This window comes from Pseudomonas wadenswilerensis, assembly GCF_024749185.1.
Classification (GTDB): domain Bacteria; phylum Pseudomonadota; class Gammaproteobacteria; order Pseudomonadales; family Pseudomonadaceae; genus Aquipseudomonas; species Aquipseudomonas wadenswilerensis.
The window spans coordinates 4,567,480-4,590,859 of the sequence record NZ_CP087191.1; the positions used below are offsets into that span (position 1 = coordinate 4,567,480).

At 64.1% G+C, this 23,380-nt stretch carries 18 protein-coding genes; 11 read left to right on the plus strand and 7 right to left on the minus strand.

Annotated elements, in window-relative coordinates; translation table 11 throughout:
- The first annotated feature begins 5 nt into the window (after positions 1 to 5).
- Both LOY45_RS20945 and LOY45_RS20950 read left to right on the plus strand, forming a co-directional pair.
- Positions 6 to 575: a PadR family transcriptional regulator gene (locus LOY45_RS20945; RefSeq protein WP_134061526.1), complete on the plus strand. Its 570-nt coding sequence runs from the start codon at positions 6 to 8 to the stop codon at positions 573 to 575.
- Positions 572 to 1,339: a siderophore-interacting protein gene (locus LOY45_RS20950; protein ID WP_134061525.1), complete on the plus strand. Its 768-nt coding sequence runs from the start codon at positions 572 to 574 to the stop codon at positions 1,337 to 1,339. Before LOY45_RS20945 ends, LOY45_RS20950 begins: the two co-directional genes overlap by 4 nt.
- 9 nt (positions 1,340 to 1,348) lie before the next feature.
- On the opposite strand, the gene LOY45_RS20955 is transcribed toward LOY45_RS20950, so the two are convergent.
- Together LOY45_RS20955 and LOY45_RS20960 are read right to left on the minus strand one after the other, a co-directional pair.
- Entirely contained in the window at positions 1,349 to 2,002 is a 654-nt protein-coding gene (locus LOY45_RS20955; RefSeq protein WP_115085588.1) for a Pr6Pr family membrane protein, read from the minus strand.
- 4 nt (positions 2,003 to 2,006) lie between these two features.
- Complete coding sequence (locus LOY45_RS20960; protein ID WP_045197670.1) at positions 2,007 to 2,228, minus strand: VF530 family protein; 222 nt, start codon at positions 2,226 to 2,228, stop codon at positions 2,007 to 2,009.
- 197 nt (positions 2,229 to 2,425) lie between these two features.
- Here LOY45_RS20960 and LOY45_RS20965 point away from each other — a divergent pair, with 197 nt between their 5' ends.
- From LOY45_RS20965 to cmoB, 7 genes are all read left to right on the plus strand, one after another.
- On the plus strand, positions 2,426 to 4,498 hold the full coding sequence (locus LOY45_RS20965) for a TonB-dependent receptor (RefSeq protein ID WP_115085587.1): 2,073 nt from the start codon (positions 2,426 to 2,428) through the stop codon (positions 4,496 to 4,498).
- 319 nt (positions 4,499 to 4,817) lie between these two features.
- Positions 4,818 to 6,176 (plus strand): carbohydrate porin, encoded by a 1,359-nt coding sequence (locus tag LOY45_RS20970; protein ID WP_258578305.1) that lies wholly within the window; start codon positions 4,818 to 4,820, stop codon positions 6,174 to 6,176.
- A gap of 30 nt (positions 6,177 to 6,206) precedes the next feature.
- Positions 6,207 to 8,615 carry a glucose/quinate/shikimate family membrane-bound PQQ-dependent dehydrogenase gene (locus LOY45_RS20975; RefSeq protein WP_115085585.1) on the plus strand — a complete coding sequence of 803 codons (2,409 nt, stop codon included), beginning with the start codon at positions 6,207 to 6,209 and terminating at the stop codon, positions 8,613 to 8,615.
- 135 nt (positions 8,616 to 8,750) lie between these two features.
- Entirely contained in the window at positions 8,751 to 11,171 is a 2,421-nt protein-coding gene (lon, locus tag LOY45_RS20980) for an endopeptidase La (protein ID WP_115085584.1), read from the plus strand.
- Positions 11,172 to 11,362: 191 nt separating this feature from the next.
- Positions 11,363 to 11,755: a protease inhibitor I42 family protein gene (locus LOY45_RS20985; protein ID WP_115085583.1), complete on the plus strand. Its 393-nt coding sequence runs from the start codon at positions 11,363 to 11,365 to the stop codon at positions 11,753 to 11,755.
- Positions 11,756 to 11,840: 85 nt separating this feature from the next.
- The gene (cmoA, locus tag LOY45_RS20990; protein ID WP_115085582.1) at positions 11,841 to 12,584 is read left to right on the plus strand and encodes a carboxy-S-adenosyl-L-methionine synthase CmoA; all 744 of its coding nucleotides are present in this window, start codon (positions 11,841 to 11,843) and stop codon (positions 12,582 to 12,584) included.
- Positions 12,581 to 13,537: a tRNA 5-methoxyuridine(34)/uridine 5-oxyacetic acid(34) synthase CmoB gene (gene cmoB / locus LOY45_RS20995; RefSeq protein ID WP_258578306.1), complete on the plus strand. Its 957-nt coding sequence runs from the start codon at positions 12,581 to 12,583 to the stop codon at positions 13,535 to 13,537. Before cmoA ends, cmoB begins: the two co-directional genes overlap by 4 nt.
- 70 nt (positions 13,538 to 13,607) lie before the next feature.
- On the opposite strand, the gene LOY45_RS21000 is transcribed toward cmoB, so the two are convergent.
- The 5 genes from LOY45_RS21000 to LOY45_RS21020 all read right to left on the minus strand — a co-directional run bounded on the left by LOY45_RS21000 (position 13,608) and on the right by LOY45_RS21020 (position 21,022).
- Entirely contained in the window at positions 13,608 to 13,814 is a 207-nt protein-coding gene (locus LOY45_RS21000) for a hypothetical protein (protein WP_115085580.1), read from the minus strand.
- Between the two features lie 98 nt (positions 13,815 to 13,912).
- Positions 13,913 to 15,241, minus strand: a complete 1,329-nt coding sequence (locus LOY45_RS21005) for an OprD family porin (RefSeq protein ID WP_258578307.1) — start codon at positions 15,239 to 15,241, stop codon at positions 13,913 to 13,915.
- 100 nt (positions 15,242 to 15,341) lie between these two features.
- The gene (locus tag LOY45_RS21010; protein ID WP_134061521.1) at positions 15,342 to 18,503 is read right to left on the minus strand and encodes a CusA/CzcA family heavy metal efflux RND transporter; all 3,162 of its coding nucleotides are present in this window, start codon (positions 18,501 to 18,503) and stop codon (positions 15,342 to 15,344) included.
- Between the two features lie 13 nt (positions 18,504 to 18,516).
- Positions 18,517 to 19,731 (minus strand): efflux RND transporter periplasmic adaptor subunit, encoded by a 1,215-nt coding sequence (locus LOY45_RS21015; RefSeq protein ID WP_258578308.1) that lies wholly within the window; start codon positions 19,729 to 19,731, stop codon positions 18,517 to 18,519.
- 37 nt (positions 19,732 to 19,768) lie between these two features.
- Complete coding sequence (locus LOY45_RS21020; RefSeq protein ID WP_134061519.1) at positions 19,769 to 21,022, minus strand: TolC family protein; 1,254 nt, start codon at positions 21,020 to 21,022, stop codon at positions 19,769 to 19,771.
- Between the two features lie 204 nt (positions 21,023 to 21,226).
- Here LOY45_RS21020 and LOY45_RS21025 point away from each other — a divergent pair, with 204 nt between their 5' ends.
- Positions 21,227 to 21,901: a heavy metal response regulator transcription factor gene (locus tag LOY45_RS21025; RefSeq protein ID WP_045197646.1), complete on the plus strand. Its 675-nt coding sequence runs from the start codon at positions 21,227 to 21,229 to the stop codon at positions 21,899 to 21,901.
- A complete protein-coding gene (locus LOY45_RS21030) occupies positions 21,898 to 23,289 on the plus strand; it encodes a heavy metal sensor histidine kinase (RefSeq protein WP_258578309.1) in 1,392 nt (463 codons plus the stop codon). The genes LOY45_RS21025 and LOY45_RS21030 overlap by 4 nt, the downstream gene beginning before the upstream one ends.
- The last annotated feature ends 91 nt before the right edge of the window (positions 23,290 to 23,380 follow it).

The window sequence follows — 23,380 nt, forward strand, 5'->3', positions numbered from 1 at the left end:
CCCCCATGCGTGACCATCATCCCCACCGCGAACATGGCGACCGGCATGACGGCTTCGAACGTCGTCACGGCCGTGAACGTGGCGACCGCGGCCCCCGCGTATTTGCCCCCGGCGACCTGAAGCTGCTGCTGTTGTCGATGCTGGCCGAACAGCCCTGCCACGGCTACGACCTGATCCGCCAGATCGAAAGCCTCTTCGATGGCAGCTACAGCCCCAGCCCCGGGGTGATCTACCCGACCCTTAATTTCCTTGAAGAAGCCGAGCTGATCAGCGGCCAGACCCAAGGCAGCAAGCGCCTCTACGGCATTACCCCGGCCGGGCAGAAGTCCCTGGCCGACCAGGCCATTGCCCTGGACGGGGTACGCATGCGCATCGAAGTCAGCAAGCGCTCGCTGCGCGGCCACGACCGCCCGGCAGAGATCCACGAGGCCGTACACAACTTGCGCCACGCCCTGCAGATGCACAGCGGGCGCTGGAACCCGGCGGAAATCGAGCGGGTTCGTACCCTGCTCAATGACACCGCCAAAGCCATCGTCGCAGGGCCCACTGCGACCTCACCGGAGCAACCCGAATGACTGTTAGCGAAAACGCCACCATTCACCGCGTCAACCACGAGATCAAACACCGCCGCCTGAACGTGCTGCGGGTTACCGACCTGACCCCACGCATGCGCCGCATCACCCTCGGCGGGCCAGAGCTGCAAGGCTTTGCCAGCGTTGGCAGCGACGACCACGTCAAGCTGATGTTCGCCTGCTCGGCAGAAGAACAGGCGGTGCTCGACAACCTCGATTTCAGCCGCGACGGCCTGCGCCCGACCATGCGCGAATACACCCCGCGGCGCATCGACCTGGCGGGCGGCGAGATGGATATCGACTTTGTCCTGCACGGCGACGGCCCTGCCTCCACATGGGCGGCCCAGGCGCAGGTCGGCCAGGTGCTCAACATTGCCGGCCCGCGAGCCTCGCTGGTGGTGCCGGACATCTTCGACAGCTACCTGCTGATCGGTGACGAAACCGCGATCCCGGCCATCGCCCGGCGCCTGGAAGAACTGCCGACGGGCCGCAAGGTGGTGGCAGTGATCGAGATCGAGGATGCCCAGGAACAACAGCCACTGGCCAGTGCTGCGCAGGTCGAGGTGATCTGGGTACAGCGTCAGCAGCAGGATCTGCTGGAAGTGGTGAAGGACCTGCCCCTGCCAAGCGGTCAGCTGTATACCTGGGTAGCCCTGGAAAAGTCGCTGATGCGTAAGACCAAGCGCCTGCTGATTGATGACAAGGGCGTCAAGGAAGACCTGATCAAGGCCGCCGCCTACTGGCACCTCGATTCACACGACGAATAAACGGCTACCTCAGGGTTGCGTCCTGGCCTTGGCCAGGCGCCCGCCCTGCCAATGATCGAGGCCAAGCAACAGCAGGCCGATAGCGACGAATCCACCGAGAATCGCCAGCGCATTGAGCAGCACCTGACCGTAGCCCAGTTCGGCCACGTCGATGAACGGATAGGGATAGGCGCCCAGCACATGCCCGCGCAACAGCGCGTAGGCAAAATACCCCGCCGGATACAGCAGCCAGGCCAGCAGATGCCTGAAGCGCAGGCTGCCCTTCTCTACACAGCACCACCAATAGGCCACGAACAGCAGCGGCATGACATCGTGCAGCAGCTCGTCCGCCAGCCATTGCCAGCCTTGCGGGTGCCACAGGTGACGCAGTAACAAGCTGTAGGCAAGGCCCACGAGGATGATGCTCGCGGCAATCCCGGAACTGACCCAGGGCGCGAGAAAGAAGCGCCGCAGCGGCGAGTCCCGGCCGAATGCCGCGTGACTGAGCACTACGGCGACCAAAGTGTTGCTGAGCACGGTGAAGAAACTGAACAAGCTCACCAGGCCACCCAGCAGGCTGGCCTGTTCCTGCCAGCGCGCCAACAACAGCAGGTACATCTGGATTGCCAGCGCGCTCCAGCCCAGGCACGCGGCCAGGGCGATGAACAGCCTGCGCCGGCTCACCGGCTCAGCGGCCGCGTTGCATTTTCAGGTACAGGCGCTCGACCTTTTCCCGGGCCCAGGGCGTCTTGCGCAAGAAGGTCAGGCTCGACTTGATGCTCGGGTCGCTCTTGAAGCAGCGGATATCGATGCGCTCAGCCAGGCCATCCCATTGGTATTTCGCGACCAGCGCGGTAAGGATCTGCTCCAGGGTCACGCCATGCAGCGGGTTTTGATTTGCGGCGGTCATGCCTGTGCTCCAGCCAACGAAAGGTGCGCACCTTAGCCGAGGCACGGCTGCAAGTCTTCAGACTTTTCGCATCCAAGGTGCTGCTTACAGACATTCTAGTGTGGGCAAAGGCTCTAGCCAGCGCATGGGCGTTTTATCTTTCATGGTAATGTTATATTGTATCAGTACTATAACACTGCCAAGGACCCCTTCCCTCCATGCGTCACTTACCCCTGCGCCTCTCCCCCCTCGCCGCTGCGCTCTGGCTCGCCTCGCCCTTGAGTCAGGCTGTCGAGCTGCAACCCCAGGTGATCACCGCCAACCCGCTGGGCAACAGCGAACTGGCCGCGCCCAGCACCGTACTCGACGGCGACAACCTGGCCCTGCAACAAAAAGGCAGCCTCGGCCAGACCCTGAACAACCAGCCCGGCGTCGCCTCGACCTGGTTCGGCCCCGGTGCCAGCCGCCCGGTGATCCGCGGTCTGGACGGCGACCGTATCCGTATCCTGCGCAACGGTGTCGGCGCCCTGGATGCCTCTTCGCTGTCTTATGACCACGCCGTGCCACTGGACCCGGCCACCGTCGAGCGCATCGAAATCGTCCGCGGCCCGGCCGCCTTGCTCTACGGCGGCAACGCCATCGGCGGGGTGGTCAACAGCTTCGACAACCGCATCCCGACCTCGCCCATCGACGGCATTCACGGGGCGGGCGAACTGCGCTATGGCGGTGCCGACACCACCCGCAGCAGCGCCGGCAAGCTGGAGGCCGGTGACGGCCGCTTCGCCTTGCACCTGGACGCCAACAGCCGCCAGTTCAATGACCTGCGCATTCCCGGCTACGCCCGCAGCTCGAAAGTGCGCGACGCCGACGAACCGGGCAGCAAACACCGCCTGGAGAACAGCGACGGTCGCCAGGATGGCGGCGCGCTGGGTGGTTCCTACCATTGGGATCATGGCTATGCCGGCCTTTCCTACAGCCGCTATGACTCCAACTACGGCTCGGTGGCCGAACCGGGCGTGCGCCTGGACATGCAACAGGATCATTACGGCTTCGCCTCGGAACTGCGCGACCTCGACGGTCCGTTCAGCTCGGTGAAGGTCGACCTTGGCTACACCGACTACCAGCACCGCGAGGTTGAAAGCGGCGAGGTGCATACCACCTTCAAGAACAAGGGTTACGAGGCGCGGGTCGAAGCCCGGCACCAGCCGCTGGGGCCGGTCGAAGGGGTGATTGGCGCCCAGGTCAGCCGCAACGAGTTCTCCGCCCTCGGCGAAGAAGCCTTTGTGCCGCAGACCGACACCAACAGCCTGGCGCTGTTCATGCTCGAGCAGTGGCAAGCCACCGAACGCCTGAACCTGAGCCTGGGCGGGCGCCTGGAGCACACCCGGGTCGAACCCGACAGCAAGGGCAGCGAGCGCTTTGCCGAGGCCGATCGTTCGAGCAGCTTCACCGCGGCCAGCCTGTCGTCCGGCGCGGTCTACGAGCTGACCCCGGTCTGGTCCCTGGCCGCGACCCTGGGCTACACCGAGCGCGCACCGACCTTCTATGAGTTGTACGCCAACGGCGCCCACGTCGCCACCGGCACCTACGAGGTCGGCGATCCGAACCTGAGCAAGGAGAAAGCCATCTCCAGCGACCTGGCCTTGCGCTTCGACAATGGCACGCACAAGGGCAGCGTCGGCGTGTTCTACAGTCATTTCCGCAACTACATCGGCCTGCTGGCCAGCGGCAACCTGCGCGAAGGCCATGACCACGACCATGGTCACGGCGATGAAGAGCACGATCACGACCATGATCATGATCATGATCATGACCACGGCGGCGATGTGCCCGAATACCTCTACCACGGGGTTCGCGCGCGCTTCTACGGCATCGAGGCCCAGGATCGCTGGCAATTGGCGCAAAACCGCTACGGCAGCTTTGCTCTGGAACTGTCCGGCGACTACACCCGGGCCAAGAACCTCGACACTGGCGAAGACCTGCCGCGCATCGCCCCGCTGCGTCTGAACAGTGGTCTGCTGTGGGAACTGGACCGCTGGCAGGCACGGGTGGATGTGCAACACGCCAGTGCCCAGCACAAAAAGCCGGCCAACGAGACCAGCACCGACGGTTACACCACCCTCGGCGCCAGCGTGGGTTACCGCTTCGACATCGGCCAGAGCCAGTGGCTGGCCTTTGTTCGCGGCGAGAACCTCACCGACCAGACCGTGCGCTACTCAAGCTCGATCCTGCGCGACATCGCCCCGGCACCAGGGCGTAGTGTTGAAGTCGGCCTGCGTACCACCTTCTAAGCCAACACCCATCCCGAGGGAGCCGGCCTTGCCGGCGATTGGTCGCATTGGTCTGCGCCTGATGTGCTGATTGTGCCGGCCTCATCGCCGGCAAAGCCGGCTCCCACAAGGGATCAGTGTCACCTGCCTCAGCCGGACTGTTACCGATCCGGCAACGGTGCCTCTCGTTGAATTGACTTTTTTTCTTACAAGTTCAGCTATATCCTCCCCGCCGCAAGCTGAACCGCTTCAGTTTATTTCCCTGCAACTTTATCGCCGATGATCCTCGAAACTCGGTGGCCTTGCCGTTTTTTCAATAATCAAAAGATAGCGCTATCTCATGCCTCAGATTGATCGTTTCCGCTTTTCCCCCGCCACCCGGACACTGCTTTCGGGTCTGGCCATCGCCAGCCTCGCGCCCTGCGCCCAGGCCGCGGCGATGTTCGCCAGCGACTCGCCATGGATGCTTGGCGATTGGGGCGGTACCCGCACGGAGCTGGCTGAACGCGGCTACGACTTCACCCTCGGTTACACCGGCGAGATGGGCGCCAACCTGCATGGCGGTTATGACGACGACAAGACCGCGCGCTACAGCGACCAGTTCGCCCTCGGCACCCACCTGGACCTGCAGAAGATCCTTGGCTGGCACGATGCCGAGTTCCAGCTGACCGTCACCGAACGGCACGGCAACAACATCAGTAACGACCGCATCAATGACCCACGCGTCGGTGGCTTTACCTCGGCCCAGGAAGTCTGGGGCCGCGGCCAGACCTGGCGGCTGACGCAGATGTGGATCAAGCAGAAATACTTCGACGGCGCGCTGGATGTGAAATTCGGCCGCTTCGGTCAGGGCGAGGACTTCAACAGCTTCCCCTGCGACTTCCAGAACCTGGCGTTCTGCGGCTCGCAGGTGGGCAACTGGGTAGGTGACATCTGGTACAACTGGCCGGTCAGCCAGTGGGCCCTGCGGGTCAAGTACAACCTGACCTCAGAGCTGTACGCGCAAATCGGCGCCTATGAGCAGAACCCCTCCAACCTCGATCGCGGCAACGGATTCAAGCTCAGCGGCAGCGGTACCCAGGGCGCGGTGATTCCGGTCGAACTGGTCTGGAGCCCGGCTGTGAATGGCCTGAAAGGGGAATATCGCGCCGGTTACTACTACAGTAATGCCAAGGCAAGCGATGTCTACAAGGACAGCAACGAACAACCGGCAGCATTGAGCGGCCAGGCTTACCGCAGCAGTTCGAGCAAGCACGGCTTCTGGCTCGGTGCCCAGCAACAGGTGACGTCGCTGGCATCAGACCACTCGCGAGGGTTGAGCGTATTCGCCAACGCCACGCTGCACGACAAGAAGACCAATGCCATCGACAACTATGTTCAGGCAGGTGTGGTGTACAAGGGGCCCTTCGATGCCCGCGCCAAGGACGACATCGGTTTCGCCCTGGCACGCGTGCACGTCAACCCTGCCTACCGCAAGAACGCCCAGGCCATCAATCAGGCTCGCGGCGTCAGCGACTACAACGATCCCCTGTTCCGTCCGATCCAGGACACCGAGTACAGCGCCGAGCTGTATTACGGCATCCACCTGGCCGACTGGCTGACCGTGCGCCCGAACCTGCAGTACATCCGCCATCCCGGTGGCGTGAGCCAGGTCGATGACGCACTGATCGGCGGGATCAAGATCCAGAGCAGTTTCTAACCACCCTTTTCACCTAACGGAGAACACACGATGAGCACTGATGGTGCCTTGAGTAGAACCCGCTGGCTGCCGCGACTGATCGGTGTGCTGTTGTTGCTGATGGGCCTGGCCCTGCTGGCTGGCGGTATCAAACTGAGCCAGCTGGGCGGTTCGCTGTATTACCTGATCGCCGGCATCGGCTTCGCCCTGTCCGGCATCCTGCTGCTGGCCCTGCGCCGCAACGCCCTGGGCCTGTACGGCCTGGTGCTGCTGGGCAGCACCCTGTGGGCATTGTGGGAAGTGGGCCTGGACTGGTGGCAACTGGTACCGCGCCTGGCCCTGTGGTTCGCCCTGGGTGCGGTGTTGCTGCTGCCGTGGGCGCGCCGCCCGCTGCTGGGCAACCCGTCCAAGGTCAACACCGGCCTGCTGAGCCTGGCCGTGGTGCTGTCCGGCGCCACTGCAGTGGCCAGCCAGTTCACCCACCCGGGTGAAATCAAGGGCGAGCTGGGCCGCGAAAGCGCCGAGATGAGCAGCACTGCACCGCAGATGCCGGATGGCGAGTGGCAGGCCTATGGTCGCACCGAATTCGGCGACCGCTACTCGCCGCTGCGCCAGATCACCCCGCAGAACGTGCACAAGCTGCAGGAAGCCTGGCGCATCCGCACGGGTGACCTGCCAACCGACAACGACCCGGTCGAGCTGACCAACCAGAACACCCCGCTGAAGGCCAACGGCAAGCTGTATGCCTGTACCGCCCACAGCAAAGTGCTGGCCCTGGACCCGGACACCGGTGCCGAAATCTGGCGTTTCGACCCGCAGATCAAGAGCCCGGTGGGCTTCAAGGGCTTCGCCCACATGACCTGTCGCGGCGTGTCGTATTACGACGAGAACAACTACGTCAATGCCGACGGCAGCCCGGCGCCGAAAATCAGCGATGCCGGCCAAGCCGTTGCCATCGCTTGCCCGCGTCGCCTTTACCTGCCGACCGCCGACGCCCGCCTGATCGCCCTGAACGCCGACACCGGCAAGGTCTGTGAAGGTTTCGGCAACCAGGGTGTGATCGACCTCACCACCGGCATCGGCCCGTTCACTGCTGGCGGTTACTACTCCACCTCGCCTGCAGCGATCACCCGCGAACTGGTAATCATCGGCGGCCATGTCACCGACAACGAGTCGACCAACGAGCCGTCCGGCGTGATCCGCGCCTACGACGTGCACGATGGCCGTCTGGTGTGGAACTGGGACAGCAACAACCCGGACGACACCGCACCGCTGGCACCCGGCAAGACCTACAGCCGCAACTCGGCGAACATGTGGTCGCTGGCCAGTGTCGACGAGAAACTGGGCATGGTCTTCCTGCCGCTGGGCAACCAGACCCCGGACCAGTGGGGCGCTGACCGCACCCCGGGCGCCGAGAAGTACAGCGCCGGCATCGTCGCCCTGGACCTGGCCAACGGCAAGGTACGCTGGAACTACCAGTTCACCCACCACGACCTGTGGGACATGGACGTCGGCAGCCAGCCAACCCTGCTGGACCTGAAAACCGCCGACGGCGTGAAACCTGCGCTGATCGCCCCGACCAAACAGGGCAGCCTGTACGTGCTCGACCGTCGCGACGGTACGCCGATCGTGCCGATCCGCGAGATCCCGGTACCGCAAGGTGCAGTCGAAGGCGACCGTACTGCGCCGACCCAGGCCCGCTCGGACCTCAACCTGCTCGGCCCGGACCTGACCGAACAGGCCATGTGGGGCGCCAGCCCGTTCGACCAGATGCTCTGCCGCATCCAGTTCCGCGAACTGCGCTACGAAGGCCAGTACACCCCGCCGTCGGTGCAGGGCAGCCTGGTCTATCCGGGTAACGTCGGCGTGTTCAACTGGGGCAGCGTCTCGGTCGACCCGGTTCGCCAACTGCTGTTCACCACCCCGAACTACATGGCTTTCGTCTCGAAGATGGTGCCGCGCGCCGAAGTCGCCGCCGGTAGCAAGCGCGAGAGCGAAACCAGCGGTGTGCAACCCAACACCGGCGCACCGTACGCGGTGATCATGCACCCGTTCATGTCGCCACTGGGCGTACCGTGCCAGGCGCCAGCCTGGGGCTACGTGGCCGGTATCGACCTGACCACCAACCAGGTGGTGTGGAAGCACAAGAACGGCACCAGCCGCGACAGCTCGCCAATCCCGATCGGCCTGCCGATTGGCGTGCCAAGCATGGGCGGCTCGATCGTCACCGCTGGCGGCCTGGGCTTCCTCAGCGGCACCCTGGACCAGTACCTGCGTGCCTATGACACCAACACCGGCAAGGAGCTGTGGAAATCGCGCCTGCCGGCCGGTGGCCAGGCCACGCCGATGACCTACACCGGCAAGGACGGCAAGCAGTACGTGCTGGTCACCGCCGGTGGTCACGGCTCGCTGGGCACCAAGATGGGTGATTACGTAATCGCTTACAAATTGGCTGAGTAGACCTTAGCTGCTAGCTGCAAGCTTCAAGCTGCAAGCACCGCGCTCCCCACTTGCGGCTTGTAGCTTGAAGCTTGAAGCTTGAATCTTTCCTCCACCCGCCCCATCTAAGCACCATAGTCATTGAGCAGGTGCGCCATGAGCGATCAGCAGGATCTACCGGAACATCCCGAGGAAGACGCCGAAGTCGAACATCTCGAAGCCTCCGAACACAGCGGCCATAACCTCGCCTTGCCGGGCCAGCAGTTACCCGACAAGGTCTATATCATCCCGATCCACAACCGCCCGTTCTTCCCCGCGCAAGTATTGCCGGTGATCGTCAATGAAGAACCCTGGGCCGAAACCCTGGATCTGGTAGCCAAGACCCCACATCACTCCCTGGCCCTGTTCTTCATGGACACGCCGCCAGAAGACCACCGTCATTTCGACACCTCGGCCCTGCCGCTGTACGGCACCCTGGTCAAGGTGCACCACGCCAGCCGCGAGAACGGCAAACTGCAGTTCGTCGCCCAGGGCCTGACCCGGGTGCGCATCCGTACCTGGCTCAAGCACCATCGCCCGCCGTACCTGGTCGAGGTCGAGTACCCGCATCAACCGAGCGAGCCGACCGACGAGGTCAAGGCCTACGGAATGGCCCTGATCAATGCGATCAAGGAGCTGCTGCCGCTCAACCCGCTGTACAGCGAAGAGCTGAAGAACTACCTCAACCGCTTCAGCCCCAACGATCCGTCGCCCCTGACCGACTTTGCCGCCGCGCTGACCTCGGCCACCGGCAACCAGTTGCAGGAAGTGCTCGACTGCGTGCCCATGCTCAAGCGCATGGAAAAGGTCCTGCCGATGCTGCGCAAGGAGGTCGAAGTCGCGCACCTGCAGAACGAGATCTCTGCCGAGGTGAACCGGCAGATCGGCGAGCACCAGCGCGAGTTCTTCCTCAAGGAGCAGCTCAAGGTCATCCAGCAGGAGCTGGGCCTGACCAAGGACGACCGCAGCGCGGACATCGAACAGTTCGAGCAGCGCCTGCAAGGCAAGACCCTGCCCGCCGCCGCGAAAAAGCGCATCGACGAGGAGCTGGGCAAGCTGTCGATCCTCGAAACCGGTTCGCCGGAATACGCCGTCACACGCAACTACCTGGACTGGGCCACCGCTCTGCCCTGGGGTGTCTACGGCAAGGACAAGCTCGACCTCAAGCACGCGCGCAAAGTGCTCGACCAGCATCACGCCGGCCTCGATGACATCAAGGAACGCATCCTCGAATTCCTCGCCGTGGGTGCCTACAAAGGCGAGATCAGCGGCTCCATCGTGCTGCTGGTAGGCCCGCCGGGCGTCGGCAAGACCAGCATCGGCAAGTCCATCGCCGAATCCCTGGGCCGGCCGTTCTACCGCTTCAGCGTCGGCGGCATGCGCGACGAGGCCGAGATCAAGGGCCACCGCCGCACCTACATCGGCGCCCAGCCGGGCAAGCTGGTGCAGGCACTCAAGGATGTCGAGGTGATGAACCCGGTGATCATGCTCGACGAGATCGACAAGATGGGCCAGAGCTACCAGGGCGACCCGGCCTCGGCGCTGCTGGAAACCCTCGACCCCGAGCAGAACGTCGACTTCCTCGACCACTACCTGGACCTGCGCCTGGACCTGTCCAAGGTGCTGTTCGTGTGCACCGCCAACACCCTCGACTCGATCCCCGGGCCGTTGCTCGACCGTATGGAAGTGATTCGCCTGTCCGGCTACATCACTGAAGAAAAACTGGCCATCGCCAAGCGCCACCTGTGGCCCAAGCAATTGCACAAAGCCGGTGTGGCCAAGACCAGCCTGAGCATCAGCGACAGCGCCCTGCGCACGGTGATCGAAGGTTATGCCCGCGAAGCCGGTGTGCGCCAGCTGGAAAAGCAGCTGGGCAAGCTGGTACGCAAGGCGGTCGTGCAACTGCTCGAAGATCCCGAGAAAAAGATCAAGATCGGCCCCAAGGACCTTGAAGCATCGCTGGGCATGCCAGTGTTTCGCAGCGAACAGGTGCTCTCCGGCAAGGGCGTGATCACCGGCCTTGCCTGGACCAGCATGGGCGGCGCCACCCTGCCGATCGAGGCGACACGCATCCACACCCTCAATCGCGGCTTCAAACTGACCGGTCAGCTGGGTGAGGTGATGAAAGAGTCCGCCGAAATCGCCTACAGCTATGTCAGTGCCAACCTCAAGCAATACGGCGGTGATCCGAGCTTCTTCAATGAGGCCTACATTCACCTGCACGTACCGGAAGGTGCCACGCCCAAGGACGGCCCCAGCGCCGGGGTGACCATGGCCAGTGCATTGCTGTCGCTGGCCCGTGACCAGGCACCGAAGAAAGGCGTGGCCATGACCGGCGAACTGACCCTGACCGGCAAGGTCCTGCCGATCGGCGGGGTGCGCGAGAAGGTCATTGCGGCGCGGCGGCAGAAGATCTTCGAGCTGATCCTGCCGGAAGCCAACCGGGGTGATTTCGAAGAGTTGCCGGAGTACCTCAAGGAGGGTTTGAGCGTGCACTTTGCCAAGCGCTTCAGTGATGTGGCGAAGGTGCTGTTCTAACCCCGGACCATAGATGTGGGAGCGGGCTTGCCCCGCGATCGGGCGCGCAGCGGGCGCAATTCAGGCTTCACCTGGAGTGCTGGCTGTACCGGCCTCATCGCGGGTCAAGCCCGCTCCCACAGACGATGCAGGCCCTTGCCCTGCGATCATCTTCGGTTATGCTGCGCTATCGTCGCCTATCCGGAGCTTTCATGACTGCTGCCCGCCTGCTCGTTCCCCTGAGCCTCGCCCTGCTTGCCGCCTGCGCACAAAAACCGGTGCATAACGTCGAACTGGACAAACAGGCCGACTGCCCGCTGCAACTGCAAACGGGCCAGAACCTCACGCTGACACTGCCCAGCAACCCCAGCACCGGTTATCGCTGGCTAGTACAAAACCCAGCCACCGGCATCCTGCGCAGTCTCGGCCCCGAGGTCTACAGCCACCCGGAAGACGCCGGCGTGGTCGGCAGCGCCGGGCAATCGGTGTGGCGCTTCCAGGCCCAGGCCGCTGGCGAAGGCCATCTGCTGCTGGTCTACCAGCAGCCCTGGGCCCCGGAAGTGCGTCCGGTGCAGACCTTCGACTGCGCAATCACGGTGAAGTAGGCCGCGCTGGTCAGCGGGCCATGCATCCTGCCGCCAGTTTGGCTAAAATGCCGGCCCTTTACCGCCCAACGCCTGGATTGCCCCCGTGAGCAAAGAACCCGACCGCCTATTCGCCCAGCCCCTTGGCCAGGTGCCCGACTTCGTCTTCAACGAAGACGTGGTGCGGGTGTTCCCGGACATGATCAAGCGTTCGGTCCCCGGTTACCCGACCATCGTCGAGAACCTCGGCGTGCTTGCCGCCCAGTTCGCCCAGCCCGACACGGCCCTGTACGACCTGGGCAGCTCGCTCGGTGCCGTGACCCAGGCCCTGCGCCGGCATGTGCGCAGCGAGGGTTGCCGGGTGATTGCCATCGACAACTCGGCGGCCATGGTCGAGCGCTGCCGGCAGTACCTCAACGCCCAGGACTCGATGTGCCAGGAGCTGCTGCCGGTCGAGGTGATCGAAGGCGATATCCTCGCCCTGCAATTCCAGCCGGCCTCGGTGGTGGCGATGAACTTCACCCTGCAGTTCATTGCCCCCGAACAGCGCCTCGAACTGCTCACGCGCATCCGCCAGTCGCTGCTGCCGGGCGGCGCGCTGATCCTCTCGGAGAAGCTGCGTTTCGTTGACGATGAGGAACACGCGCTGCTCACCGACCTGCATGTGGCCTTCAAGCGGGCCAATGGCTACAGCGAACTGGAAATCGCCCAGAAGCGCAGCGCCATCGAGAACGTGATGAAGCCCGACAGCCTCGAAGAACACCGCGAACGCCTGCTGGCGGCCGGATTCTCGAAAGTCGTGCCCTGGTTCCAATGCCTTAACTTTGCCTCGTTGATTGCCCTGCCATGATTGATCTGTCCCCCCTGGTCCGCCGCTTGGCGGGCACTCCCCTGGCGCAATGGGCACAAGGCCTGCAAGCGCAACTCGACGCCAAGATGGAAAAGGGTCATGGCGACCTGGAACGCTGGCAGGCTGCGCTGGATGCCCTGCCAGCGCTGACGCCCACGCGCATTGACCTGCAAAACGGCCTCAATCTGGATTGCGACTGCGATGACGACACCCGTGCGCGCATGCAGCAGGCGTTGATGGGCCTGTCGCCGTGGCGCAAGGGCCCGTTCGATCTGTTCGGCGTGCATGTCGATACCGAGTGGCGCTCGGACTGGAAGTGGTCGCGGGTTGCCCCGCACCTGGACCTCAAGGGCAAGCGGGTACTGGATGTCGGTTGCGGCAACGGCTACTACCAGTGGCGCATGCTTGGTGCCGGTGCCGACAGTGTCATCGGTGTCGACCCCAACTGGCTGTTCTTCTGCCAGTTCCAGGCCGTGCAGCGCTACCTGCCGGAGCTACCGGCCTGGCACCTGCCCTTCGCCCTGGAAGACCTGCCGGCCAACCTCGAAGGCTTCGACACGGTATTCTCCATGGGCGTGTTCTACCATCGCCGCTCGCCCATCGAGCACCTGCTGGCGCTCAAGGACTGCCTGGTCAAGGGCGGTGAACTGGTGCTGGAAACCCTGGTGATCGAAGGCGATGAAAATCAGGTACTGGTGCCGGAAGATCGCTACGCACAAATGCGTAACGTCTGGTTCCTGCCGTCGGTGCCGGCCCTTGAGCGCTGGTTGCGCCGTGCCGGTTTCAGCGATGTGCGTTGCGTCGACGTCAGCACCACCAGCGTCGAAGAACAGCGCAGCACCGAATGGATGCGCTACCAGTCGCTCAGCGACTTCCTCGACCCCGACGACCACAGCCGCACCATCGAAGGCCTGCCGGCACCACGGCGCGCCGTGCTGGTGGCGCGCAAGTAAAACAGGCGCCCGTGTAGGGCGCCAAAGTTCACCTTTTCCGTTGGAGCGGGAGCTTCGAAGGTGAATGGAGCTACTCCTTGGCGACCTGCCTGCTCGCCGTGTCAGGTTTTTGCGCGTCGGACTTGGCCACTGCCTGGTCCTTCTTGCCGTGAATCTGTTCCTGGCTGAGGCGGAAGTTTTCCCAGAACTGCTTCGAACGCTCCGCCCCGCCTTCGGCCAGTGCCGCGCTACTGCCCAGGGCCAATACAGCCATCAGCACATACTTGTTCAGGCTCATGTTGCTCACCTCGTGATTGAATTTCAGGACAGTTCAATCTTACGGAGGGCAAGCTAACGCCAAGGTGAGGCGGACATTACAGTGCTGCAAGATTCGCCCTACAGCAGGGTCAGCGGGTACTCGACAATCAGGCGCACCTCATCCAGGTCCGATTCGAAAGCCGTGGCCCGGGTCGTGGCCTGACGCACGCGCAGCGACAAATCCTTGAGGCTGCCGGACTGCACCACGTACTTCGCCTCGATATCGCGCTCCCAGCGCTTCTGCCCGGTCAGCGGGTTGCCGTCGGCATCGCGGCGCATGTACACGCCATTGGCATCGGAATAATCGATGCCGCTACCACGCCCGTAGCGGCTCATGAACGACAGGCCCGGCACACCATAAGCGGTTATGTCGAGGTCGTAGCGCAGCATCCACGAGCGTTCTTTCGGCGAGTTGAAGTCGCTGTACTGGATCGAGTTGTCGAGGTAGATCGAGTCGGACTGGCGCACGTAGTCAAAGTCGTTGTCGCCCTGGTTGCGCTGGTGCGACAGGGCCAGGGTATGGGCGCCATAACTCACGCCGACACGGGCGCTCCAGATGTCATTGTCGAATTTGCCCAGCAATTGCTGGCCCTCATCCTTGGCCTTGTAGTAGTTGAAGCTGGTGAAGCCGGTCAGCTCGTCGGTCATCGGGTACTTGTAGCTGACACCGGCGTAGTACTGATCCCAGGCGTCCTTCAGACGGCTGCTGTAGAGGCTCAGGCTGAGGTTGTCGCTGGCCTGGTAATCGCCGCCAAAATAGCCCAGCCAGGGCGAATCGACGGGGCCGCCGTAAAAGGTCACGAAGCCGTCGCGGTTGTTGCTCGACAGCGGCTGGCTCATGGCGTGCAAGCGCCCGCCCTGGACTTTCAGGCCTGCCAGGCTGGTGTTCTCCAGGGTCCAGCCGGTGAAACTTTCCGGCAACAGGCGCGAGTCGCCGAAGTGCACCACCGGGGTGGTCGGGAACACGTCACCAAACTTCAGCTCGGTATCGAACAGGCGCGCCTTGATCGCGCCACCCAGCTTGCTGAAGTTGCTGGCGGTATTGCCATTGCGGTCCACCGGCAGCATGTCGAACGAACTGCGCCCGCCGCTGCGGCCATCGCCGCTGTCGAGCTTGAGAGCGAGCATGGCGTGAGCATCCAGGCCAAAACCCACGGTGCCCTCGGTATAACCCGACTCGAAACGGGCGATAAAGGCCTGGGCCCAGGCTTCGGCGTAGCCGGCCTTGCCGGTGGGCGACTGTTCGCCTTTACGGTAGTCGCGGTTGAAATAGAAGTTACGGCTGAGCACCGTCAGGCTGCTGTCTTCGACAAAGCCGCCACCCTCGGGCTGGCTGACGGCATTGGCGGTAGCGCAACTGGCCAGGGCCAGGGCCCCGGTAAAACAGGCTGTGGTTTTATTCCCCATCTTCAACTCCTGATTATTGGCAGAGATACGCAAGGCGCCCGCAATGCGGGCGCCATGGGTATCCTGACAAGGGCTGAATAACCCGAAGATGAGCGGCGAATTACAGTTTCGTCACCTCGGATACGACCTCTTCCTCGTCTTTGCGGTGAGCCCAGTAATACAACGCGGGCAATACCAGCAGGGTCAGCGCCGTGGACGAGAGAATGCCGCCAATCACCACGGTGGCCAGCGGCCGCTGCACTTCGGCGCCGGTGCCGGTGGCCAGGGCCATGGGGATAAAGCCCAGGGAGGCGACCAGCGCGGTCATCAGCACGGGCCGCAAGCGCGTCAGTGCGCCTTCGTCGATGGCCTGATTCAGCGAACGACCCTGCTCGCGCAGGCCGCGGATAAAGGCAATCATCACCAGACCGTTGAGCACCGCGACCCCGGACAAGGCAATAAAACCCACGCCTGCCGAGATCGACAGGGGGATATCCCTTAGCCACAGGGCCACCACCCCGCCGGTCAGGGCGAAGGGAATACCGGTGAACACCAGCAGCCCGTCCTTGAGGTTGTTGAACATCATGAACAACAGGCCAAAGACCAGCAGCAAGGCCACCGGCACCACCACCTGCAGACGCTGCGCCGCCGACTGCAACTGCTCGAACTGGCCGCCCCAGCGGGTCCAGTAACCGGCCGGGATGTTCACCTGGCTATCGATGCGCGCCGCCGCCTCGTCAACGAACGAGCCGATATCCCGGCCGCGCACGTTGGCGCTGACCACCACCAGGCGCTTGCCGTCCTCGCGGCTGACCTGGTTGGGGCCCTGCACCAAGTCCAGGCTGGCCACATCCGCAAGGGTGATAAAGCCGATCTGGCCACCGCTGCCGCTGCTGGCCGGCACCGGTATCAGCAACTGCGACAGGCCGTCGATATCGGTGCGCAGGGTGTCGGACAGGCGCACCACCATGTCGAAGCGCCGATCCCCCTCATACAGGGTACCGGCCTGGCGACCGCCCACGGCCACGGCAATGGTGTCCTGCACGTCACCGACATTGAGGCCATAGCGCGCCGCTTTGTCGCGGTCGACGTCAATGGTCAGCACCGGCAACCCCGAGGTCTGCTCGACCTTCACCTCCGACGCCCCCGGCACCGCCTGCAAGGTACTGGCGATCTTCGCCGCGGTGCTGTTGAGCACGGCCATGTCATCACCGAAAACCTTCACCGCGACATCACTGCGCACCCCGGAGATCAGCTCGTTGAAGCGCAACTGGATCGGCTGCGACAGTTCATAGTTACTACCCGGCACCCGCGCGCTGGCGCGCTGGATGTCGGCAATCAGCTGTTCGCGACTCTTGCTCGGGTCGGGCCACTGGTCTTGTGGTTTGAGCATTACATAGCTGTCGGAAATGTTCGGCGGCATCGGGTCCGAGGCGATCTCGGCGGTACCGGTGCGGGCGAATACGCGCTCTACTTCCGGCACCTGACTGAGCACGCTCTGCTCCAGGCGCTGCTGCAACTGTACCGACTGGCTCAGGCTGGTGCCGGGCACGCGCAGGGCCTGCAGGGCAAAGTCGCCCTCACTCAGGCTCGGCACGAACTCGCTACCCATGCGGCTGGCCAGCACGCCCGAGAGCAGCACGGTGAGCGCGGCGAGGGAAAACGCCAGCGGGCGATGGCCCATGACCCACTTGAGCAACGGCGCATAGCCGCGCTTGGCGCTGCGCATCAACAGGTTCTCGTCTTCCTTGACCTTGCCGGTCACGAACAGGGCAATGGCCGCTGGCACGAAGGTCACCGACAGCAGCATGGCACCGAGCAAGGCGATCACCACGGTAAACGCCATCGGGTGGAACATCTTGCCCTCGACCCCGCTCAGGGCAAAGATCGGCAGGTACACCACCATGATGATCAACTGGCCGAAAATCAGCGGCCGGCGTGCTTCGCGGGCGGCATTGAACACTTCGTGCAGGCGTTCGGAACGGGTCAACAGGCGGCCGTGATGCTGCTGGGCATGGGCCAGGCGCCTGATCGCATTTTCGACAATCACCACCGCGCCATCGACGATGATGCCGAAGTCCAGCGCGCCCAGGCTCATCAGGTTGGCACTGACCTTGTTGCCGAACATGCCGGTGAAGGTGAACAGCATCGACAGCGGAATGACCATGGCGGTGATCAGCGCTGCGCGAATGTTGCCGAGGAACAGGAACAGAATGACGATGACCAGGATCGCGCCTTCGATCAGGTTCTTCTTCACCGTGGCAATGGCCTTGTCGACCAGGTTGGTACGGTCGTAGACGGTCACCGCACTCACCCCTTCAGGCAGCGAGCGGTTGATCTCCACCAGCTTTTGCGCCACCGCCTGGGACACCGTGCGGCTGTTCTCGCCGATCAGCATGAACACCGTGCCCAACACCACTTCGCGGCCGTTCTCGGTTGCCGCGCCGCTGCGCAGTTCACGCCCGATACCGACTTCGGCGACGTTGCGCACACGGATCGGCGTGCCGTCGACGTTGGCCAGGACGATATTGGCGATGTCATCGATGCCGGCCAGTTGCCCCGGTGCGCGAATCAACAACTGCTCGCCGCGACGCTCGATGTAGCCGGCACCGACGTTGGCGTTGTTGCGCTCAAGTGCGGTGAGCAGGTCGCCCAGGGTCAGCTTATAGGACGCCAGCCGTTTGGGGTCTGGCGCAATCTGATACTCCTTGGCGAAACCACCGATGGTGTTGATCTCCGCCACCCCACGCACATTGCGCAGTTGCGGCTTGATGATCCAGTCCTGGATCTCGCGCAGGTCGGTCGGCGTGTAGGGGCTGCCATCGGCCTTGCGCGCATCGTCGGCAGCTTCGACGGTCCACAGGAAGATCTCGCCAAGGCCGGTCGAGATCGGGCCCATGGCCGCTTCAACGCCTTCCGGCAATTGTTCACGCGCCTGCTGCAGGCGCTCGTTGACCAGTTGCCGGGCGAAGAACAGGTCGGTGCCCTCCTCGAAGATCACCGTCACCTGCGACAGCCCCGAACGCGACAGCGAACGGGTCTGTTCCAGCCCCGGCAGGCCGGCCATCGCGGTTTCGATGGCGAAGGTGATGCGTTGCTCGGTTTCCAGCGGCGAAAAGCCCGCGGCCTGGGTGTTGATCTGCACCTGGACGTTGGTGATGTCCGGCACGGCATCGATCGGCAGCTTCTGATAGCTGGCAACCCCCAGACCGGCCATCAGCAGCACTGCCAGCAGCACCATCAGGCGCTGCTCGATGGCAAATTGTATGAGGCGTTCGAACATGTGAGGTTCCCGGTCAGTGGGCGTGTTCGGCGCTGGCCTTGCCCAGCTCCGATTTGAGGATGAAGCTGCCCTGCGCCGCCACTTGCTGGCCGGCCTGCAGGCCCTTGCGGATCTCGACGAAGCCGTTGGCACTGGCGCCTGGTTCAACCGCCTGGGCGATGAAGCCTTCGGTGGTGCGCACGAACACCGTGGGTTGCTCTTCCAGGGTCTGCAGGGCCTGGTCCGGTACGCTCAGGGCGGCGGAATACTGCTCGGTGGGCACCTGCACGGCGACGAACAGGCCGGGGCGCCAGGCGCCTCGTGGGTTGTCGAGGGTGACCCGCACAGCGGCGGTACGGGTCTGCTCGCCGAGCAGGCTGCCCACATGGGTGACCGTACCGCTAACCTGCTCGCCCAGCTCACTGGCGACGATGGTCACCGGCATGCCGGCGCGTACTTTAGGCAGGTCACGGGGCGCCACACCGAAGGTCGCCCAGACCCGCGACAGGTCCGAGAGGGTGAAGGCGGCGCTGGTTTCGTTGACCACCTCGCCCGGAACCAGGTGCTTCTCGACGATCTGCCCGGCAAAGGGTGCGCGCAGCTCGTAACGGTTGCCGCCGGCCAGGACCACGCTGCCGCTCAGGGCGCTGATCTTCTGCCGGGCGTTGGCCTGGGCGATTTCCGCTTCCTGCAGGACCTGACGGGCCTGCTGGTAATCCTGCTCGGCGGAGATACCCTCCTGCCACAGGTCCTTCTCGCGCTGGTAGCTGCTGCGGGCGAGTTCCAGGCGGCGCTGGCTGGCGGCCAGTTCACTGCGCTGCTCGGAGATCTGCGGGCTGGCGATGACCGCCAGCAAGTCGCCGGCCTTGACCTGCTGGCCAAGCACCACGGCGACTGACTCGACCACCCCGCCAGCACGCGGTACCAGGTGCGCGGTGCGGTCTTCGTCGAAACGGATCTCGCCAGGCAGGGACAGGCTGCGCTGCAGTTGGCGCGGGCCAACGGCGGCCAGTTCGATACCGGCCAGGTCGATCTGCTCCTGGCTGAGGGTCAGTGCACCCTCTTCTTCGTGACCTTCTTCGGCTTTTTCCGATTCGCCATGCTCTTCTTCCTCGTGATCGCCTTCGGCATGGGCGTGAGCGGATGCAGGGGCAGCGGCAACCGGGCCGCCCTGGCGCGCCAGCAGCACGCCCAGGCCCAGGCCGAGCAGCAAGGCCGCGACCAGCAGCGTGGTGGACTTCTTGTTCATGCAGGTTCCTCAGCAAATAGTCGGGTGAAGGTCGCGTTCAGCGACTGGCGAGGCTCAGGTCGCCAAAGATCCGTTCCAGGCGAACCCGCGCCTCGCTGCCCTGGGCCTGCGCCTGCAGGTATTGCAGGCGTGCCGCCACCAGCGTGCGCTGGGCATCGAGCACATCGAGGAAGGCGAACTTGCCGCGCTCGAAGCCGCGGGTGGCGGCATCCAGCGCCTGCTGCGCCGAGGGCAGGATCGCGCGGTCGAAGGTCTGCACCTCCTGGACCGCCGTGCTCCACTGGGTCAAGGCCTGGATCACTTCGCTGCGCAGGCGCAGTTCGGCGCCATTGCGCTGGTCGCGGGCCTGGTCGGCGCGCCGGGCGGCGGCGAGGACATTGCCCTGGTTGCGGTCGAACAAGGGAATGGGCACGGACAGCCCGACCACATTGATGCGCTCGCGGTCGGTTTCGCTGTACTGGCTGCCGACACTGACGGTCAGGTCAGGAATGCGCTGACTGCGGGCCAGGCCCAGGGCCGCTTCGCGCTGGTCGATCTGCAGGCGGGCCAGACGTAGATCGGCAGTCTGCTCCAGGCGGTCAAGCAACAGCGTGCGGCTGGGAATGCTGTTGTCCGTGACCAGGCCGCCGTCGACCCGGCTGAATTGCACCATCGGCGCGCCGGTCACGGCCGCCAGCTGCTGGTAGGCGATGGTCAGCGCCTGCTCGGCACGGCCCTGCTCCAGGCGCACCTCGGACAACTGCACCTGGGCGCGGGTTGCCTCGACCGGCGATGCGCTGCCGGCCCGGACCCGGCCTTGCACCACCTGCAAGGCTCGCTCGCTCAGGCGCAACGACTGTTCGGCCAGCTGCAAACCTTCCTGAGCCTGGGCTGCGGCCTGGAACGCGCCGATGACTTCGGCACGCAATACATTGCGCTGACGCTCCAGCTCCAGCGCCGCAAGCTCGGCATCGCGTCCGGCGACGTCCAGACGTGCACCGCGCTTGCCACCCAGCTCGAACAGCTGGCTGACGCCGACGGTGGTGGTCTGCGAGCCCTTGCGGGTGTCTTCCACTTCCCAGCTCAGTTCCGGGTTGGGCAGCACACCGGCCTGGCGCCGTTCGCCTTCGGCAATGTCGATGCCCCAACGCGCTGCGGCAAGCTCGGGGTTGTTGTCGCGGGCCGCCTGCAGCGCCGACTCCAGGGTCAATACGCGCTCTTGCGCCAGGGCCAGCGCCGGCAAGACTAGCAACAGCAGTGCCAGCAATATTCGGCCAGGGCCTGTGCCTGGCCGGTCCAGGGTGCAAAACATGGCAGACTCCTGCGCCTTGATCGGAGCCCGCACTCTAGTAATCGAGGTTTATCGCCAGGATGACTCAAGTATTACAAATCTGTAATCCAGGCAAACCGCGCGCCCGGATGGCTTAGTATCCGCCGCTCGATGCATTTCACCGCTTGACCTTGCAGTAACTACAGGGTTGAGAATCAGCGCCTTTCACTGCCAACGAGTCATCTCATGCGTCTACTGATTGTCGAGGACGAACTGCGCACCGCCGAATACCTGCAACAGGGCCTGCGCGAAAACGGTTACATCGTCGATTGCGCCCACACCGGCGCCGACGGCCTGCACCTGGCTCGGCAGCAGGCCTATGACCTGGTCATTCTCGACGTCAACCTGCCCGAGCTCGATGGCTGGACCGTGCTGCAGCGCCTGCGCGCCGAGTCCAGCACGCGGATCATGATGCTCACGGCCCACGGCCGGCTGGCCGACCGGGTCAAGGGCCTGGACCTGGGTGCCGACGACTACCTGCTCAAACCCTTCGAGTTCCCTGAACTGCTGGCGCGCATCCGCAGCCTGCTGCGACGCAACGACCAGGCGCTGCAACCGAACACCCTCAAGGTCGCCGACCTGGAGCTGGACCCCAGCCGTCACCGCGCCTACCGCAGCGGCCAGCGCATCGACCTGACCGCCAAGGAGTTCGCCCTGCTGCACCTGCTGATGCGCCAGAGCGGTGAAGTGCTGTCGCGCACGCAGATCATCTCGCTGGTCTGGGACATGAACTTCGACTGCGACACCAACGTCGTGGAAGTGTCGATCCGCCGCCTGCGGGCGAAAATCGACGACCCCTTCGACAACAAGCTGATCCATACCCTGCGCGGCGTCGGCTACGTACTCGAGGCCCGCGAATGAAACCTGCGCGCCTGTCACTGCGCCTGGGCCTGAGCGTCAGCCTGATGGGCGCGGCACTGGTGCTGCTGCTCGCCTGTCTGGCGGTGTTTGCCCTCGACCATGAGCTGGACAGCCGTGCACGCAAGCACCTGGCCAACAAGATGGCGCAGATCGAGCACAGCCTGACCATCGACCTCAAGGCCGCCGACCTGCGCACGCCGGTACATCCACTGCTGGATGTGGTCATGGGCCACGACAACCTGAGCCTGAGTGTCATCGCCCTGACCGGTCGCCATTCGGCCTTGCTGACCCTGGGCCCGGCCCTGGAAGCCAGCGCCTTGCTGCAGATTGAGAGCGGCCCGCAGCTAAGCTTCAGCCCGTGGCGCGATCAGGAAGGCGAGCACCTGCTCACCGCCTCGCGGCTGATGCGCCTGCAGGACGGCACCCTGGTGCGCGTGCTGCTGACAGTCAACCGTGCCGACGACCATGCCCTGCTCCAGGCCTACCTGGGCTCGACCCTGTGGGCCTTGCCGTTGCTGCTGGTGCTGATCGGCCTGGGCGCCTGGAAGCTGGTCCAGCGCGGGCTGCTGCCATTGCGCCGCTTCCGCCGGGTTGCCGAACAGGTCTCGGCGCAAACCCTCAGCCACCGCCTGCCGGAAACCGGCCTGCCGCAAGAGCTGGGTGACCTGGCAGGTGGTATCAACATCATGCTCGACCGCCTGGACGACGGTGTGCAGCGGCTTTCGCAATTTTCCGATGACCTTGCCCATGAGTTGCGTACGCCCATCGGCAACCTGATGGGCAAGGCCCAGGTCACCCTCACCCGCGAGCGCTCCAACGACGAGTACCGCGAAGCGCTGGAAAACAGCATCGAAGAACTGACCCGACTCAACCGCATCATCAACGACATGCTGTTTCTGGCCCAGGTCAGCCAGCCACAGACGCAGGTGCCGCTCAAGCCAGTGGTGCTGGCCGACGAGGTACAGCGGGTGTGCGAACTGTTCGAATGCAATGCCGAGCAAAAAGGCATTGCCTTGCGCGTACAGGGCTGGGGCACGGTGCTGGGCGAGCGGTTGATGGTGCAGCGGGCGCTGTCCAACCTGCTCAGCAATGCGATCCGCCATGGGTATGAGGGGCAGCCGATCGATATCGCGATTGAACGTAGGGACGGTTCGGTGTGGGTGTCGGTGGAGAATCGCGGGCCGGGTATTGCCCAGGCGCATTTGCCGCACCTGTTCGAACGCTTTTACCGCGTGGGTTCGGGGCGCTCGCGGCTGGAAGGCGGGACGGGCCTGGGGCTGGCGATCGTGCGCTCGATCATGCAGGTGCATGGCGGGCGGGTTGAGGTGCACAGCGAACTGCAGGGGGTGACGCGGTTCAGCCTGGTGTTTGCCGATCAGGTTGGCTGATCGGGCCTCATCGCGGGTCAAGCCCATTCCCAACAGTAGGCTTGGGATCGAGCTTGCCCGGCAAGAAAGTCAACCCAATCACTGAGTATGG

Excerpts from the sequence above, each read along its gene's own strand:
- LOY45_RS21015 (WP_258578308.1), bottom strand. The coding sequence starts at position 19,731 with ATGAACAAGAAGTCCACCACGCTGCTGGTCGCGGCCTTGCTGCTCGGC.
- LOY45_RS20950 (WP_134061525.1), top strand. The coding sequence starts at position 572 with ATGACTGTTAGCGAAAACGCCACCATTCACCGCGTCAACCACGAGATC.
- LOY45_RS21020 (WP_134061519.1), bottom strand. The coding sequence starts at position 21,022 with ATGTTTTGCACCCTGGACCGGCCAGGCACAGGCCCTGGCCGAATATTG.
- LOY45_RS21010 (WP_134061521.1), bottom strand. The coding sequence starts at position 18,503 with ATGTTCGAACGCCTCATACAATTTGCCATCGAGCAGCGCCTGATGGTG.
- LOY45_RS20975 (WP_115085585.1), top strand. The coding sequence starts at position 6,207 with ATGAGCACTGATGGTGCCTTGAGTAGAACCCGCTGGCTGCCGCGACTG.
- LOY45_RS20965 (WP_115085587.1), top strand. The coding sequence starts at position 2,426 with ATGCGTCACTTACCCCTGCGCCTCTCCCCCCTCGCCGCTGCGCTCTGG.
- LOY45_RS21000 (WP_115085580.1), bottom strand. The coding sequence starts at position 13,814 with ATGAGCCTGAACAAGTATGTGCTGATGGCTGTATTGGCCCTGGGCAGT.
- LOY45_RS20945 (WP_134061526.1), top strand. The coding sequence starts at position 6 with ATGCGTGACCATCATCCCCACCGCGAACATGGCGACCGGCATGACGGC.
- lon (WP_115085584.1), top strand. The coding sequence starts at position 8,751 with ATGAGCGATCAGCAGGATCTACCGGAACATCCCGAGGAAGACGCCGAA.
- LOY45_RS21005 (WP_258578307.1), bottom strand. The coding sequence starts at position 15,241 with ATGGGGAATAAAACCACAGCCTGTTTTACCGGGGCCCTGGCCCTGGCC.
- LOY45_RS20985 (WP_115085583.1), top strand. The coding sequence starts at position 11,363 with ATGACTGCTGCCCGCCTGCTCGTTCCCCTGAGCCTCGCCCTGCTTGCC.
- LOY45_RS21030 (WP_258578309.1), top strand. The coding sequence starts at position 21,898 with ATGAAACCTGCGCGCCTGTCACTGCGCCTGGGCCTGAGCGTCAGCCTG.
- LOY45_RS20970 (WP_258578305.1), top strand. The coding sequence starts at position 4,818 with ATGCCTCAGATTGATCGTTTCCGCTTTTCCCCCGCCACCCGGACACTG.
- LOY45_RS21025 (WP_045197646.1), top strand. The coding sequence starts at position 21,227 with ATGCGTCTACTGATTGTCGAGGACGAACTGCGCACCGCCGAATACCTG.
- LOY45_RS20960 (WP_045197670.1), bottom strand. The coding sequence starts at position 2,228 with ATGACCGCCGCAAATCAAAACCCGCTGCATGGCGTGACCCTGGAGCAG.
- cmoB (WP_258578306.1), top strand. The coding sequence starts at position 12,581 with ATGATTGATCTGTCCCCCCTGGTCCGCCGCTTGGCGGGCACTCCCCTG.